Raw genomic sequence first — 15164 nt, forward strand, 5'->3', positions numbered from 1 at the left:
CGGCTTCCGTCGTACGCTGAACCCCGCGCACGAGGGAGAGGAGGCCGAGGTGGCCGGAACGACGGTGGCAGAGGTGACGGCCGAGCTGGCCGCGCTCGAGGACCCCAAGGCGCGCGCGGTGAACGAGAGGCACGGCGACGACCACGGCGTGAACCTCGGCAAGCTGCGCGCGATCGCGAAGCGGCTGAAGACGCAGCAGGACCTCGCGGTCCGGCTCTGGGAGACCGACGACACCGCGGCCAGGCTGCTGGCTGTCCTGATCTGCCGCCCGAAGGCGTTCGGACGGCACGAGCTGGACGCCATGCTCCGCGAGGCGCGCGCACCCAAGGTGCACGACTGGCTCGTGAACTACGTGGTGAAGAAGAACCCGCACTCCGAGGAACTGCGCGTGGCCTGGCTCGCGGATTCCGATCCGGTCGTGGCGAGCGCGGGCTGGGCGCTGACCACCGAACGCGTGGCGAAGAACCCCGACGGCCTCGACCTCGCGGGACTGCTCGACGTCGTCGAGGCGGAGATGAAGGACGCCCCGCAGCGCCTGCAGTGGGCGATGAACCACTGCCTGGCCCAGATCGGGATCGAGCACGACGGACTCCGCACCCGTGCCGTCGGTATCGGCGAGCGCCTGGAGGTGCTGAAGGACTACCCGACCTCTCCCGGCTGCACGTCCCCGTTCGCGCCCGTCTGGATCGCCGAGATGGTGCGCCGGAAGGACGCCGCGAAGACGGCCTGAACGACAGCGCTCAGGCCCGCAGGTAGGCGAGGACGGCCAGGACGCGCCGGTGGGTCTCCTCGGCCGGAGGCAGGTCGAGCTTGGTGAGGATGCTGCCGATGTGCTTGCCCACGGCCGCCTCGGAGACGACCAGCGCACGGGCGATCGAGCCGTTCGACCGCCCCTCGGCGACCAGGGCGAGCACCTCCCGCTCGCGCGGGGTGAGCCGCTCCAGCGGATCGCGGCGGCGGCGCAGCAACTGCCGTACGACCTCGGGGTCGACGACCGTGCCGCCGGCCGCGACCTCGCACAGCGCCTCGACGAACTCCTCGACCTGCCCGACCCGGTCCTTCAGCAGATACCCGAGGCCCGTCCCGTCGCCGGAGTCCAGCAGTTCGCCCGCGTAGGAGCGCTGCACGTACTGGCTGAGGACGAGGACGGGCAGGTTGGGCCGCTCCCGCCGCAGCCGTACCGCCGCCCGCAGGCCCTCGTCCTGGAAGCCGGGCGGCATGCGGACGTCCGTCACCACCACGTCGGGGGAGTGCTCGCCGACGGCCGCGACCAGCGCCTCGGCGTCACCCACGGCGGCCACGACCCGGTGCCCGCAGCGGCCGAGCAGCCCCGTCAGGCCCTCCCGCAGCAGCACGCTGTCCTCGGCCAGCACTACGCGGAGCGCTCGGTCGACTCGCAAGGGATCTCCACACGCAGCAGGGTCGGTCCGCCCGGGGGGCTGGACAGGGAGAGTCTGCCATCCAGCACGGACACCCGGTCGGCGAGCCCGGTCAGTCCGCTGCCCGCACCGGGATGGGCGCCGCCCCGGCCGTCGTCGCGGACCTGCAGGACGAGCCGCCCGTCCCGGTGCCCGCCGCTCACCCGCGCGCGGCCGGCGGCGCTGTGCCGGGCGACGTTGGCGAGGGCCTCGCGGACCACGAAGTACGCGGCGGCCTCGACGGCGCGGGGCAGCCGCCCTGGCAGTTCCAGGTCCACGTCGACGGGGACGGCCGAGCGGTCGGCGGCGTCGGCGACGGCCGCCCCCAGGCCGAAGTCGGCCAGGACCCGGGGGTGGATGCCGTTGATGAGCTCGCGCAGTTCCTCCAGGGCCCTGCCCGCCTCCCGGTGGGCCTCGGCGAGCCGGTCGGCCAGCGGACCGGGCGGCGCGTCCAGCCGGGCCAGGCCCAGGGCCATCGACAGCGCGACGAGGCGTTGCTGCGCCCCGTCGTGGAGGTCTCGCTCGATCCTGCGCCGCTCCGCCTCGAAGGCGTCCACCAGGCGTACGCGGGAACGGGTCAGTTCGACGATCCGGGCGCCCTGGTCGCGGTCGCGCGGGGCGACGAGGAGCCGGGCGAGGCCGGCCCGAGTGCCCGCGGCGACGCCCAGCATATAGGCGCCGAGCGCGAGCAGCGCAAGCCCCAGGACAGCCGTGCCCCACGCCGCCGGCCAGGTGGTGACCGTCCACTGCTTGAGCACCTTCGCCTCGTGCCCCTCCCCGACGGTGGCCATGAGCACCGGGACCGCGACCAGGGAGAGCGGCACCGCCAGCCCGAGGGTGACGACGAGGGCGTCCACCGGCCACAGCACACCCGCGAACAGCAGGGCGTGACCGAGCTCCCGCCAGGTCGCCCGTTCCCGCAGCCGGGTCGCCAGCCACGGCCACAAACCTCCCGCGGCGGGCGCCACATGGGCCCCCGGAGCGGGTTCGCGGTCGACCAGGCGCAGCCGGGCCCGCTCCAGCTGGGCGACGGGAAGGCCCGCGAGCGCGGTGAGGACGAGCAGCGGCAGGCCCACCAGGAGGACGGCGAGGGCGGCCCCGGCGGCCGCCGCGGTCACGATCCCCACAAGGGTGACGGCACCCGCGACCACCCCGGTCAGCAGGTACGCCAGCGAACGCCACGGCCACGCGGACAGCAGGAAACCGGGTCCGGACATCGCCTGCCACACATTCCTGGGATGCATGCGGATCACCGTAGGACCCGCGCGCGGGCCCGGACCATCCGCCCAGGGGGAGGACCGGGGGTATGCCTGGCCCCACCCCGTTTCTCGCCCCTGCCGCACTGCGCCGCGGCCACCCCGGGCGGTTTCGTGGAGTGCTCCGGGAGACACCGCCTCCCGGAGCACTCCGCCCCGAAGGGCGCGGGGGAGAACCGGCACCCGGCCCAGTGGGGACAGATGAACGACGACGCCATCCGATTGCGCTCCGTCAGCAGGCGGCACGGCTCCGGCGACAGCGCCGTGACGGCCCTAGACGAGGTCTCCCTCGCCTTCCCCAAGGGCTCCTTCACCGCCGTCATGGGGCCCTCCGGCTCGGGCAAGTCGACCCTCCTGCAGTGCGCCGCGGGCCTGGACCGGCCCACGTCGGGGTCGGTCCTGCTCGGCGGCACCGACCTGACCGCGCTCGGCGAGACCCGGCTGACCCTGCTGCGCCGCGAGCGGATCGGCTTCGTCTTCCAGGCGTTCAACCTGCTGCCGTCGCTGACCGCCGAGCAGAACGCCGCGCTGCCCCTGCGGCTGGCCGGCCGCAGGCCCTCCCGGGCCAGGGTGCGCGAAGTGCTCGAGCAGGTCGGCCTCGGCGACCGCGCCGGGCACCGCCCGTCGGAGCTGTCCGGCGGGCAGCAGCAACGCGTCGCCCTGGCCCGCGCGCTGATCACCCGTCCCGAGGTGCTGTTCGGCGACGAACCGACCGGCGCCCTGGACTCGCGGACCGGCCGTGAGGTGCTGACCCTGCTGCGGGGGATGGCCGACCGCGAGGGCCAGACCGTCGTGATGGTCACCCACGACCCGGTGGCCGCCTCCTACGCCGACCGTGTCGTGTTCCTCGTCGACGGCCGCGTCAACGGCGAGTTGGCCGCCGCGAGCGCCGACGCCATCGCCGCGCGCATGACCGGGCTGGAGGCCGTGCCGTGCTGAGCGCCGCCCTGCACACGCTGCGCACCCGCCGGGTCACCTTCGCCGGCAGTTTCGTCGCGCTGTCGCTGGGGGTCGCGCTCCTCGCCGTGATGGGCCTGGTCCTCGCCTCCTCCCAGGACGCGCCCGAGCGCAGGCCGGAACGCTTCGCCGCCGCGCCGGTCGTCGTCCGCGGCCAGGACACCCTGCGGGTGCCCACGCCGAGGGGCGAGCGGACGCGGCCGCTCGCGCAGCCGCGCGCCGTGCCCGCCGCGACCGTGGCCGCCCTGCGGCGGCTCGGCACGGTCGTCGACGACCGGTCCTTCCCCGTACGGGCCGGGGGCGGGCCCGGCGACCTCGTCGGACACCCCTGGTCCACCGCCGCGTTCGCCCCGTACGGGCTCACCGCGGGGCGTGCGCCCCGCGCCGCCGACGAGGTCGTCGTGACCGGCGGCTGGGCCGTACCGGGGGAGCGTGTGCGCACCGACCGGGGCACCGTCCGCGTCGTCGGCACCGTGCCCGACCTCGGGTTCGAGCACGCCGTGTTCTGGACCGACGCCCGCGCCGCCCAACTGTGCCCCCTCAGCGCGCAGTCGGTGGTCGACGCGGACGCCTCCGCGGTGCGGGACGCCGTCCGCGGCAGCGGCGCCCGGGTCCTCACCGGGAACGACCGCCGGTACGCAGACCCCGACCCCGGGCGGGACGACGAGGCGGTGACCGCGCTGAACGCCCTGTTCGGCACCGCGGGCGGCGTCACCGCCTTCGTGTCGGTTTTCGTCGTGGCGTCCACGTTCGCCTTCGCGGTCGCGCAGCGCCGCCGCGAGTTCGGGCTGCTGCGCACCGCGGGCGCCACCCCGGGGCAGCTCCGCCGGATGGTGCTGGCGGAGTCCCTGCTGGTCGGCGTGCTCGCCTCGGCGGCGGGCTGCGCGCTCGGCGGGTACGCCGCGCCATGGCTGGCCCAGGCCGTGGTCGACGGCGGACTCGCACCCGGATGGTTCACCATCGGTGACCACACCTGGCCCTACCACGCGGCCTTCTGGACGGGACTGCTCGTCGCCCTCGGCGGAGCGGCCGCTGCCTCGTGGCGGGCCGGCCGCACCGGACCCGCGCAGGCGCTGCGCGAAGCCTCCGTGGACACGGGGGCGATGACCTGGGGCCGTCTGCTCGGCGGCGCCGGGCTGCTGCTGACCGCCGTCGTCACCCTCTGCGTCACGCTCGCCGCCGACCCCGGCGACCTGCTGCACCGCAAGACGTACGTGAGCCGCCCGATGCTGCTGATCACCGCGACCGCGCTGCTCGCCCCCGTCCTGCTGCGCCCGCCGGCCCGGCTGCTCGCCCGGGTCCTCGGCAGGCTGCCGGGCGCGGCCGGCATGCTCGTCGGGGAGAACGCCGCCGCAGGCGTGCGCCGAACCGCCGCGGTCGCCTCGCCGGTGCTGGTGATGGTCGCCCTCACCGGCTCGCTGCTCGGCGCCCCCGCCACCCTGGACCGGGCCAAGGCCGAGGAGGTGCGCGAACGCACCACCGCCGCCTTCGTGGTCACCGCGCCCGGCGGCACGGGCTTCGGCGCGCGGACCCTGGAACGCCTGCGCGGCATCCCCGGTACCGAGGTGTCGCCGACCGCGTCGAGCGAGGTGTTCGTGCTGGAGGACGGCCCGGCACTGATCAGGTCCGAGGCGCGCGCCGCCGACCCCGGGGCCCTCGCCGCCACCGCCCGGTTGCCGCTCGTCGCGGGGAAGACGACCGACCTCGACGACGCGTCGATCGTCGTCAACGAGGAATGGGAACGGCACTCCGTCGGGCAGAGCGTCCGGGTGTGGCTCGGGAACGGCGCCGCCAGGACCCTGCGCATCGCGGCGGTCATGGCCACCGGTACGGGCGGCAACGGCGTCTACGTCACGCCCGCCAACGCCCCGCACGCCCCCGTCGACCGGGTGGACGTCGCCTTGACGGACGGCGCCGACGCCGGCGCCGTGAACGCCGCGCTGCGCAAGGCGGTCCAGCCGGACGGCGGCCGGGTGCTCACCAGGGACGAGTGGCTCGCGGCCCTGCGGCCCAAGAGCGACCGCACGACCCGGCTGGGCTTCCTGCTCGTCCTCGGCATCGCCCTGCTCTACACCGCCATCTCCCTGGTCAACACCATGGTGATGGCCACCTCCGACCGGGTCCGCGAGCTGGCGGTGCTGCGGCTGGCCGGGGCCACGCGGCGCCAGGTACTGAGGCTGGTGGCCGCCGAGTCCCTGGCGGTGGTCGCGATCGGCGCGGTCTTGGGCCTGGCCGTCGCCGTGCTCAACCTCGCCGGAATGCGTTGCGCGCTGGCCCTGCTGTCCGTGAGCGGTCCGGTCGAACTGCCGTGGGCGGCCGTCGGTGCGGCCGTGGTGGCGTGCGCGGTGCTTGCGGTCGCCGCCTCGGCCGTTTCGGCGTGGTCGGCCCTGCGAGGGGGTGCGGTGGCGCTCGCGGGGTTGCGGGAGTGAGCCCCGCGCCGGGCCGTCACCCCGGCGCAGGGGGCGGGCCCTCGGCGACCCTCACGCCGAGGGCCCGCGGGGCACGCGGGGATCCGTGATCCCGGTGGGCGCGTCAGGCCTGCCGGCCGTATCGGCCGCGGGCCTGCTCCACCGTCTGCGGGGTGACCGCTCCGGCGCGCTGTGGGCGGCTGTCGGTGCGGCCGTGGTGGCGTGCGCGGTGCTCGCGGTCGCCGCCTCGGCCGTTTCGGCGTGGTCGGCCCTGCGAGGGGGTGCGGTGGCGCTCGCGGGGTTGCGGGAGTGAGCCCCGCGCCGGGCCGTCACCCCGGCGCAGGGGGCGGGCCCTCGGCGACCCTCACGCCGAGGGCCCGCGGGGCACGCGGGGATCCGTGATCCCGGTGGGCGCGTCAGGCCTGCCGGCCGTATCGGCCGCGGGCCTGCTCCACCGTCTGCGGGGTGACCGCTCCGGCGCGCGCCAACCGGTCCAGTGCGGCCGTCACGATCGACCCGGCGTCCACCCGGAAGTAGCGGCGCGCCGCCTCCCGGGTGTCCGACAGGCCGAAGCCGTCCGTACCGAGGGACGAGTAGTCCTGCTCGACCCACTGGCTGATCTGGTCGGGCACCTGCCGCATCCAGTCGCTGACCGCCAGGACGGGGCCGTCCGTCCCCGACAGCGCCGACGTCACGTACGGGACGCGCTCCTCGCCGCCCAGCGCCTCCCGGTCGGCGTCGAGCGCGTCGCGGCGCAGCTCCGTCCAGGAGGTCACCGACCAGACGTCGGCGCGCACCCCCCACTCGGACGCGAGGAGTTCCTGGGCCTCCAGCGCCCAGTGGATCGCCGTGCCGGAGGCCAGCAGCTGGATCCGCGGCCCGGCGCCGGGGTCCGCCTGCCGGAAGCGGTAGATGCCCCGCAGGATCCCCTCCTCGACCGACGGCCCGTCGGGCATGGGCGGCTGCCGCTTCGACTCGTTGTAGACCGTCAGGTAGTAGAAGACGTCCTCGGGCCGGTCGCCGTACATGCGGCGCAGCCCCTCCCTGACGATCACCGCGATCTCGAAGGCGAACGCCGGGTCGTAGCAGACGGCGGCCGGGTTGGTGGAGGCCAGCAGGTGCGAGTGGCCGTCGGCGTGCTGCAGGCCCTCGCCCGTCATCGTCGTACGGCCCGCGGTCGCGCCGACCACGAAGCCGCGCCCCAACTGGTCTGCCAGGGCCCAGAACTGGTCGCCCGTGCGCTGGAACCCGAACATTGCGTAGAAGATGTAGAACGGGATCATGGGCTCGCCGTGCGTGGCGTACGAGGTCGCGGCGGCCGTGAACTCCGCCAGCGACCCGGCCTCGGTGATGCCCTCGTCGATCAGCTGCCCGTTCTCGGCCTCGCGGTAGTGCAGCAACTGGTCGGCGTCGACCGGCTCGTAGGTCTGGCCGTCGGGGGAGTAGATCCCGGCGCTCGGGAAGAGCGACTCCATGCCGAAGGTGCGCGCCTCGTCGGGCACGATCGGCACCCAGCGCCGTCCCGTGTCCGGGTCGCGCATCAGGTCCTTGACCAGCCGCACGAGAGCCATGGTGGTGGCCACCTCCTGCTTGCCGAAGCCCTTCCGCAGCGCCTCGAAGGGCGCCTGAGGCGGCTGCTTCAGCGGATGGGCGATCACCCTCCGCGCCGGAGCGGGGCCACCGAGCGCGGCCCGTCGCTCGCGCAGGTACCGGACCTCCTCGGAGTCCTCGCCGGGGTGCCAGAACGGCACCTGGTCGCCGCTGAGCGCGCTGTCCGGGATGGGCAGCTCCAAGGTGTCGCGCATCCGGCGGAACTGCGCCATCGTCAGCTTCTTCATCTGGTGGTTGGCGTTGCGCGACTCGAAGTCCGCCCCCAGGGTGTGCCCCTTGACGGTCTGGGCGAGGACGACGGTCGGCGCGCCCCGGTGCTGCACGGCGGCCCGGTAGGCGGCGTACACCTTCAGGGGCTCGTGGCCGCCCCGCGACTCGGTGAACAGCTCGGTGATCCGGCCGTCGGTCAGTCCCGCCGCGATGCGGGACAGCGCGTCGCCGGTGAAGAAGTGCTCGCGTACGTAGGCCGCGTCCCGTGCCGCGTACGTCTGCATCTGGGCGTCGGGCACCTCGCCGAGCCGCCGCACCAGCGCCCCGCCGGAGTCCTGCGCCAGCAGCGGGTCCCAGGCCTCGCCCCACAGCGACTTCACCACGTTCCAGCCTGCGCCGCGGAACCGGCCCTCGAGTTCCCGCACGATGCTGGAGTTCGAGCGCACCGGTCCGTCCAGCCGCTGCAGGTTGCAGTTGACGACGAAGGTCAGGTTGTCGAGGCCCTCACGCGCCGCGAGCGCCAGCGCGGCCAGCGACTCGGGCTCGTCCACCTCGCCGTCCCCGAGGAACGCCCACACCCGCGACCCGGAGGTGTCCTTGATGCCCCGCGCGTGGAGGTAGCGGTTGAACCTGGCCTGGTAGACGGCAGCGAGAGGGCCCAGCCCCATGGAGACCGTGGGGAACTCCCACAGCCACGGCAGGCGCCGCGGGTGCGGGTACGACGGCAGACCGCGGCCGTCGGCCTCGCGGCGGTAGGCGTCCAGCTGCCCCTCGTGCAGCCGGCCCTCGAGGAACGCCCGGGCGTAGATGCCGGGTGACGCGTGCCCCTGCACGTACAGCTGGTCGCCGGAACCTCCCCCGCGGCCTTCCTTGCCCTGGAAGAAGTGGTTGAAGCCGACCTCGTAGAGCCAGGCCGCCGACGCGTACGTCACTATGTGCCCCCCGAGGCCCAGGTGGGAGCCACGGGTGACCATCGCCGCCGCGTTCCACCGGTTCAGCGCGGTGATCCGGGACTCCATGGCGAGGTCGCCGGGGAAGTCCGGCTGCGCGGCGGCGGGGACCGTGTTGACGGGTTCCGTGGAGAGCAGCCCGGGCACCGGCACGCCGGATGCCGAGGCGTACTCGTGGACGCGCCGCAGCAGGTAGGCGGCGCGGTCGGGCCCGGCGTGCCGGATGACGGCGTCGAGCGACTCCCGCCACTCGGCGGTCTCCTCGGCGTCAGGGTCGGGCAGCCGGTCGAACCTGCCGGTCGGGTGGGAGTGCGCGGACTGCGCCGGATCGCTCATGGGGGCCTTCCTGTCGGGGTGTGGGGAGGGGAGGGCGGCGGCCGCGGAGGGGGACTCGCGGACGGTGGCCGCCCAAGGGGGATCGGTGCGCCGCGGGCGCGGGCGGTGCCGAGGGCGTCACCGCTGCGCGAGCCACTCGCGGAACGTCGTGCGGGCGACGTGGGCGTGCGCCGCCGGGAGCAGGGAGCGGCGCCGCAGCTCGGCGCCGAAGAACCAGGCGTGCTCGTCGGCGACGACGTGCCGCGCGTCGCCCGTGGCGGCCAGCAGCTCCGCGGTCAGCTCGTTGAGCCCGAACTCCTCCGGCCCGGCGACCTCCAGGGTGCCGAACAGCGGGAGCCCCACCGCCACGTGCGCGACCGCCGCCGCGACGTCGTCCGCCGACGCGGGCCGCACGAGGGCGGGCGCCACGCGTACCTCGCCGTCCTGGTGCGCGTCCTGACGGGCCATGGCCTCGACGCACTCGAAGGACAGGGCGGCCCGGACGATCGAGTGGGGAACCGGGGACCGCCGCACCTGGTCCTCCAGCAGCAGCTTCGCGCGGAAGTAGCCCGACAGCAGCCGCTCGGCCCCCACGAAGGAGAGGACGACGTGGTGCTCGACACCCGCCCTCTCGGCGGCGGCCAGCAGAGCGGTGGTGGAGGTGCGGAAGAACTGCAGGCTGACCGGTTCCGCGGGCGAGGGCGCGTCGGTGACGTCGACCACGATGTCGGCGCCGCGCAGAGCCCGGGCCAGGTCCCGCTCCGTGGCCGCACCGGAGTGGTCGGGGTGGGACAGGGGGACGACCTCCACCCCGTGGTCCCGCAGCCTGACGACCGTCCGGGAGCCGACCAGACCGGTGGCCCCTGCGACAACGACTCTCATCCGGGTCCCTTTCGTCCGCGGGGCCGGCGACCCCTGTGGTGTCCGCGTGACGGCGCAGCCGGCCGCTCCACCTGCTGTGACCGCGGCGGGGCCGTGGTTGTGACAGCACCGCGGGGCCGTTCCGCGGCGGGCGGCGGCGGGCGGCGGCGGGGGGCGGCGGGGGGCGCACGGAAAGCGGGGACGAGGCGGACGTCACACAAGCACGTGCTGTCCGGTCGTATGAGGGAGCAGCGACGTCCGCCCGGAGAGGACGAGAGCGGCCACCGCCCGCCGATGTCGGTACATCGCCCGGGCGGGGTGGCGGAATATCATCATTTCCTCTCATTTCGGGCGCAATCATGGAGGTGCAGCGCAGTGTCGGACAACGAGACACAGGGCAGCGGCAGCGAAGAGCCCCGGTCGGAGGTCTGGAAGACGGCGGTGACGATGCTGCAGGAAGCCAAGCCGCCCTTCCTCCCCGAGGGCGCCTCGGGGATGACCATCGCCGTCGAGTGGCCCCCCGGCGACCCCGGGACCCCGCCCCACCGCCACTCGGGACCGGCCTTCGGGTACGTGCTCGAGGGCGCGGTCCGCTTCGAGCTCGAAGGCGAGCCGGAGCGCATCGTCAAGGCCGGCGAGACGTTCTGGGAGCCGGGCGGGGACGTGATCCACTACCAGGACGGCAACGCCCTGCCGGACGCGCGGACCCGGTTCGTCGTGACCATGCTGTGCGCGCCCGGCCAGCCGATGCTCACCCTGGTCGAGGACGAGGAACTGGCCCGGCGCGCCCACCTGCGCGCCCCGCGCCCACCGCGGACCGGCGCGTGACCCCTCCCGCACAGGACGGCGGGACGCGGCAGGAGTGCGGTGTGCGCTGCGGCGGACTGCGGGCCGACGCGGTGCGCAACCGCCGCAGGATCCGTACGGCCGCCGCCGACCTGCTCGCCGAACAGGGCGCGGGCGTGTCGCTGGACCGGATAGCCCGTCTGGCCGGGGTCAGCAACGCGACGCTCTACCGCCACTACGGAAGCCGTGGGGAACTGCTGACCGACGTCGCCGAGGAGGTCGCGGCCGTGGCCGCCGCGGCCGAGGCCCGGCTGTCGACGAGCGACCCCCTGGTCGCGCTGCGCGGCTTCCTGGAGTCCCTGGCGTCCGCGCGGCCGGCCGCCCTGTACTGCCTGCCCGAAGGAACCGGCGACGGGCCCGCGGCGGGTGCCGGGCCCCGGGCCCGTGTGGCCGCCGCGGCGTGGCGGCTGCTCTCTCGCGCGCAGCGGGCGGGGCGGGTGCGCGAGGACGTGACCGCCGAGGACGTCCTCGCCGTCGTGTCGCAGCTGGGCCGCCCGCTCCCCGGAACCACCTGGCGGGCCACGGAGGAGAGGTGCCCGCGCCTCGTCCGGCAGTACCTGGAGGGCCTGGTCGTCCCCGTTCCCCGGGTGTCGCCCGAGCCGTACCACCTGCCCCGGCGCTGAACCGGGCGCGGAGGGCGCGTCCGCGTCCTCCGCGCCCCCGGTCAGTGTCCCGGTCCCCGCGGAACGGTGTGTTCCAGCAGGAAGCCGGCCACCGCCTCCGTGAACTCCGCGGGGCGCTCGACGTGCGCAAGGTGGCCGGTCCCGTCGAGGACGGCGAGCCGCGCACCGGGGATCCCCTCGTGGAGCATCCGTGCCCACCGCGGCCCGCAGATGAAGTCCTCCGCACCGACCAGCACCAGCGTGGGCGCCGTGATGCCGGACAGTTGCTCCCGGACGTCGAAGGCCGGCCCCTCGCCGAGCGAGGGTTCGGCGTACATGCGCAGCGACCCGCGCGCGGGCCCGAACTCGTCCTCGCGCCCCCAGTAGTCGACGACGTACGCCGGCATGGTCGTGCGGAGGCACTCGGTGGCGCCGTCGTCGTCGAGCCGGCCGAGCGGCGCCGTCAGGGCCTCCACATAGGTGGCCACCTCGGGGTGCTCCGCGACATGACGGCGGGCGAACCGCTCCATGTTGGCCACGGCGTCCGCCCAGAACTCCTCGCCGGTCACCGGGGAGGTGTCGTACAGGACGAGCGAGGCGAGGTGCTCCGGGTGCTCCAGCGTGTACTGCTGGGCGACGAAGCCGCCGTACGAATGGCCGAGCAGTGTCACCGAGGGCTGTGCGAGGTGCCCGATCACACCGTTCAGGAAGTGCGTGTACGTCGGCAGGGTGTAGTCGCGCGGGTCGGGCAGGCGCCCGGACTCCCCGGTTCCGACGGGCTCGACGTACACCACCGTGAACGCACGCTCCAGCAGCGGCATGCGCAGGTACTCCCAGCCGATGCCGGGCCCGCCCGAGAGGGCGACGCACACCGGGCCCCCCGCGCCGGCGACGTGGTACCGCTGCGCGACGGCGGTGCCCTTGTGGTCGATGGTGATCGTGTGCGTACCCGGGGCGAGCGGCCCGGCGGCGCTGTCGGCGGTGCGGGGGAGGACGGCGGGCACGACGGATGAATTCACACTTTCCACATGCTGTGTCACAGTGTCAGTCCACTGAAGGGGCGGCCGCGTTCTTCACGCCGCCGATCGCGTCCGGGCCCGGGAGCGAGGCGCCGGGCAGGTCGCGCAGGGACTCGTGCACGGCGTCCAGCCGGGCGTCCACCGCCGAGATCTCCCCGCGCAGCCGGCGTACGTGCGCATCCAGGGATGCGGCCTCGGCGGCCAGTGACATGACGATCGCCCGCACGTCGCGGGTGTCATCGGTGTTCGGGAGCATCGTCGCCCTCCAGGCGGATCGGCCGGTCGAGAAGGGAGCGGCCGGAGGCGGGGGCAGGGGACCCCATCCTCCGGCCGCTCTCCCGGCGCGGAGCGCCGGTCATGCACACTCTCGACAGGCCAGCCGTCCGGAACGTGACAACGAGGCGCGGGGGCCTCGCGGCCCCGGCCGTCAGACGGCGGCCCGGTACAGGCCGCGACCGGCCCGCTGCACCCTGGAGGCGCCCACCAGACGGTCGAGCGTGCTGCGCACCGCGTTGATGCTGCCGGCGTTCTCGTCGCGGCCGAGGGCGGCCGCGACCTCGCGGGCCCTGACCTCCGACCCGCCCGTGGTGGCCAGGTAGTCCAGGATCTGCTCGGTGAGCCTGCCGTAGCCGCCCACCGCGGAAGCGGCGGCCTGCTCCGCGACGGCGTCGCCGTCGCCGTCCTCGTCCGGGTGGCCGGGCTCCTCGGCCGCGCCGTCCTCCACGACGGGAGGCTGCCACTCCGCGGCCTGGTCGTCCTCGGCCTGGATGCCCGCGGCCGCGACGGCGGGACCCGTGACCGCGAGGTGGCTGAGGGCGCCGAGCGCCCTGCGCACCGATCCCAGATGGGCGACGACCGCCGCCAACTCCCGTTCGAGTGCCTGCTTCTGCGACTCGAGGCGCTGCAGTTCTCCCTGCAGGGCTCCGGCCGTGACCTGGAGATCCTCGGTCGTGTGCGCTGCTGAGACCATGTGTCCTCTCATTCCCGGCCCCTGGGGGCCAACGTCCGCGCACACAGATTAGTACGGCGAACACACGGGGTGACCACACTGAACACCGACGGCGGTGCCCGGCATTACGACTCGTCCGCGGTGACCTCGCCGACGTCCTCGGCATCGGCCGCCGCGAGCAGGGCGCGCGTCAGGTCGGGGAACCGTTCGTCCAGCTCGGCACGACGCAGCGTGACGTAGCAGCGCGTCCCCTCCTGGCGGGTCCGGGTGATGCCGGCCTCGCGCAGGATCTTCAGATGGTGGCTGAGCGTGGACTTCGCGACCGGCGCCCGCAGCTGGCCCCACCCGCGTTCCCTGCCGTCGGCCAGCACGCGCACGATCCCGATCCGCGTCGGATCGCTCAACGCGGCGAGGACGCGGGGGAGGCTCATCTCGCTCGCCTCTTGGGAATGCTGGTCGGCCATACGGTCACGATAACCCGAATGTTCGAAGAATGTGGAACCCCGGATCACGGCAACCCCGGATCACCGCAACCGCGGATCACCGGAAGCTGCGGGATCATCGCGCCGGCCGGGACGGGGCCCGGGGCGACGCGGCCTCAGGACCGGCGCGCCCGGTAGAGGCCGCGGCCCGCGCGGTCGACGCGCGACGCCCCCACGAGGCGGTCCAGTGTGCTCCGCACGGCGTTGATGCTGCCGCTGTCGCCGTCACGGCCGAGGGCCGCGGCGACGTCGCGGGCTCGTACCTCGGTGTCACCGGACCGCTCGAAGAAGTCCATGATCTGCTCGGTGAGCCTCCCGTACGGACTGCCGGAGTCCGCGGGGGCCGCCGTGACGTCCGCGCGAGCGGCGGCGGACGACGGGGGCCGGATGACGGCCTGGAGGGCGCCGAGGGCCCGCTGCACCGAGCCGAGGTGCGCCATGACCGCGGCGAGCTCCCGCTCCAGGGCCTGCCTCTGGGCCTCGAGGCGCACCAGATCGTCCTGGAGGCTCTCCGCGGTGTGCTCGACGCTCCGCCCCTTCCGGGTCACCGAGGCCATGCGATCCCCTCACCTCCGCGCGTTCCGTGGTCACACGGATCGGCACCGTTCACAATCCCAATTTACGCGCCGAAAGGCGTGATGTCCCCACTCTTCGGAGGAAGCCGGGTGTCAGTCGGTGGTGAGGATGTGGCCGTCGCGGAGTTCCAGGACGCGGTCGGCGAGGGCGAGGAGCTGGGGGTCGTGGGTGGCGACCAGCGCGGTGACGCCTTCGCTGTGGACGACGGCGCGCAGGAGTTCCATGACGGCGCGGCCGGTGTCGGCGTCGAGTTGGCCGGTGGGTTCGTCGGCGATGATCAGGGCGGGGCGGTTGGCCAGGGCGCGGGCGATGGCCACGCGCTGCTGCTGGCCGCCGGACATCTCGCCGGGGCGCTGGCCGGCGTGGCCTTCCAGGCCGACCAGGGAGAGCAGGAGGCTGACGCGTTCCTCGCGTTCGCGGCGGGGGGTGTTGCGCAGGCGCAGGGGGACGCCGACGTTCTCGGCGGCGGTGAGGATGGGCAGCAGGCCGAAGGACTGGAAGACGAAGCCCATGCGGTCGCGGCGCAGGGCGAGCAGTTCGCGTTCGGCCAGGCCGCCGAGCGTGGTGCCGTCGACGGTGACCCGGCCCGCGTCGGCGCGGTCCAGGCCGCCGATGATGTTCAGCAGGGTCGTCTTGCCCGAGCCCGAGCGGCCCTTGAGGGCCACCAGCTCCCCGCGGGCCACACTGAAGGACACCCCGCCCAG

At 74.6% G+C, this 15164-nt stretch carries 16 protein-coding genes; 6 read left to right on the forward strand and 10 right to left on the reverse strand.

The genetic code is table 11. From position 1 onward, the window contains the following. Window positions 1–49: 49 nt before the first annotated feature. A complete protein-coding gene (locus CHF15_RS37820) occupies window positions 50–730 on the forward strand; it encodes a DNA alkylation repair protein (RefSeq protein ID WP_089228468.1) in 681 nt (226 codons plus the stop codon). A gap of 10 nt (window positions 731–740) precedes the next feature. On the opposite strand, the gene CHF15_RS37825 is transcribed toward CHF15_RS37820, so the two are convergent. Continuing rightward, the gene (locus CHF15_RS37825) at window positions 741–1373 is read right to left on the reverse strand and encodes a response regulator transcription factor (protein WP_089228469.1); all 633 of its coding nucleotides are present in this window, start codon (window positions 1371–1373) and stop codon (window positions 741–743) included. Further along, a complete protein-coding gene (locus CHF15_RS37830; RefSeq protein WP_089228489.1) occupies window positions 1373–2662 on the reverse strand; it encodes a sensor histidine kinase in 1290 nt (429 codons plus the stop codon). Before CHF15_RS37830 ends, CHF15_RS37825 begins: the two co-directional genes overlap by 1 nt. Before the next feature lie 213 nt (window positions 2663–2875). Here CHF15_RS37830 and CHF15_RS37835 point away from each other — a divergent pair, with 213 nt between their 5' ends. The 3 genes from CHF15_RS37835 to CHF15_RS37845 all read left to right on the forward strand — a co-directional run bounded on the left by CHF15_RS37835 (window position 2876) and on the right by CHF15_RS37845 (window position 6352). Then, the gene (locus tag CHF15_RS37835) at window positions 2876–3613 is read left to right on the forward strand and encodes an ABC transporter ATP-binding protein (protein ID WP_089228470.1); all 738 of its coding nucleotides are present in this window, start codon (window positions 2876–2878) and stop codon (window positions 3611–3613) included. Continuing rightward, complete coding sequence (locus CHF15_RS37840; RefSeq protein ID WP_089228471.1) at window positions 3607–6060, forward strand: FtsX-like permease family protein; 2454 nt, start codon at window positions 3607–3609, stop codon at window positions 6058–6060. The genes CHF15_RS37835 and CHF15_RS37840 overlap by 7 nt, the downstream gene beginning before the upstream one ends. Window positions 6061–6154: 94 nt before the next feature. After that, complete coding sequence (locus tag CHF15_RS37845; RefSeq protein ID WP_089228472.1) at window positions 6155–6352, forward strand: hypothetical protein; 198 nt, start codon at window positions 6155–6157, stop codon at window positions 6350–6352. A 103-nt stretch (window positions 6353–6455) separates the two neighbouring features. Here CHF15_RS37845 and aceE read toward each other — a convergent pair whose 3' ends face one another. Both aceE and CHF15_RS37855 read right to left on the reverse strand, forming a co-directional pair. Then, the gene (gene aceE, locus CHF15_RS37850; protein WP_089228473.1) at window positions 6456–9146 is read right to left on the reverse strand and encodes a pyruvate dehydrogenase (acetyl-transferring), homodimeric type; all 2691 of its coding nucleotides are present in this window, start codon (window positions 9144–9146) and stop codon (window positions 6456–6458) included. Window positions 9147–9263: 117 nt separating this feature from the next. Beyond that, window positions 9264–10007 carry an SDR family oxidoreductase gene (locus CHF15_RS37855; protein WP_089228474.1) on the reverse strand — a complete coding sequence of 248 codons (744 nt, stop codon included), beginning with the start codon at window positions 10005–10007 and terminating at the stop codon, window positions 9264–9266. A 426-nt stretch (window positions 10008–10433) separates the two neighbouring features. On the opposite strand from CHF15_RS37855, the gene CHF15_RS37860 reads away from it, so the two are divergent. Together CHF15_RS37860 and CHF15_RS37865 are read left to right on the forward strand one after the other, a co-directional pair. Continuing rightward, window positions 10434–10814 (forward strand): cupin domain-containing protein, encoded by a 381-nt coding sequence (locus CHF15_RS37860; RefSeq protein ID WP_245939261.1) that lies wholly within the window; start codon window positions 10434–10436, stop codon window positions 10812–10814. Continuing rightward, on the forward strand, window positions 10811–11455 hold the full coding sequence (locus CHF15_RS37865) for a TetR/AcrR family transcriptional regulator (RefSeq protein ID WP_179280142.1): 645 nt from the start codon (window positions 10811–10813) through the stop codon (window positions 11453–11455). The genes CHF15_RS37860 and CHF15_RS37865 overlap by 4 nt, the downstream gene beginning before the upstream one ends. A 41-nt stretch (window positions 11456–11496) precedes the next feature. Here the strand turns inward: CHF15_RS37865 and CHF15_RS37870 are convergent, their stop codons facing one another. From CHF15_RS37870 to CHF15_RS37895, 6 genes are all read right to left on the reverse strand, one after another. Next, complete coding sequence (locus CHF15_RS37870; protein WP_089228477.1) at window positions 11497–12453, reverse strand: alpha/beta fold hydrolase; 957 nt, start codon at window positions 12451–12453, stop codon at window positions 11497–11499. 25 nt (window positions 12454–12478) lie between these two features. Further along, window positions 12479–12709, reverse strand: coding sequence for a hypothetical protein (locus CHF15_RS37875; protein ID WP_089228478.1), 231 nt, complete (start codon window positions 12707–12709; stop codon window positions 12479–12481). 171 nt (window positions 12710–12880) lie between these two features. Next, complete coding sequence (locus CHF15_RS37880; protein WP_089228479.1) at window positions 12881–13423, reverse strand: hypothetical protein; 543 nt, start codon at window positions 13421–13423, stop codon at window positions 12881–12883. A gap of 104 nt (window positions 13424–13527) precedes the next feature. Continuing rightward, window positions 13528–13866, reverse strand: coding sequence for an ArsR/SmtB family transcription factor (locus CHF15_RS37885; protein WP_089228480.1), 339 nt, complete (start codon window positions 13864–13866; stop codon window positions 13528–13530). Between the two features lie 134 nt (window positions 13867–14000). Next, window positions 14001–14441, reverse strand: coding sequence for a hypothetical protein (locus CHF15_RS37890; protein WP_089228481.1), 441 nt, complete (start codon window positions 14439–14441; stop codon window positions 14001–14003). Window positions 14442–14552: 111 nt separating this feature from the next. Continuing rightward, on the reverse strand, window positions 14553–15164 hold a 612-nt coding region (locus CHF15_RS37895), incomplete at its 5' end, for an ABC transporter ATP-binding protein (protein ID WP_089228490.1).

The sequence above is a fragment of the Actinacidiphila glaucinigra genome (genome assembly GCF_900188405.1).
In the GTDB taxonomy this organism is placed as follows: Bacteria; Actinomycetota; Actinomycetes; order Streptomycetales; family Streptomycetaceae; genus Actinacidiphila; species Actinacidiphila glaucinigra.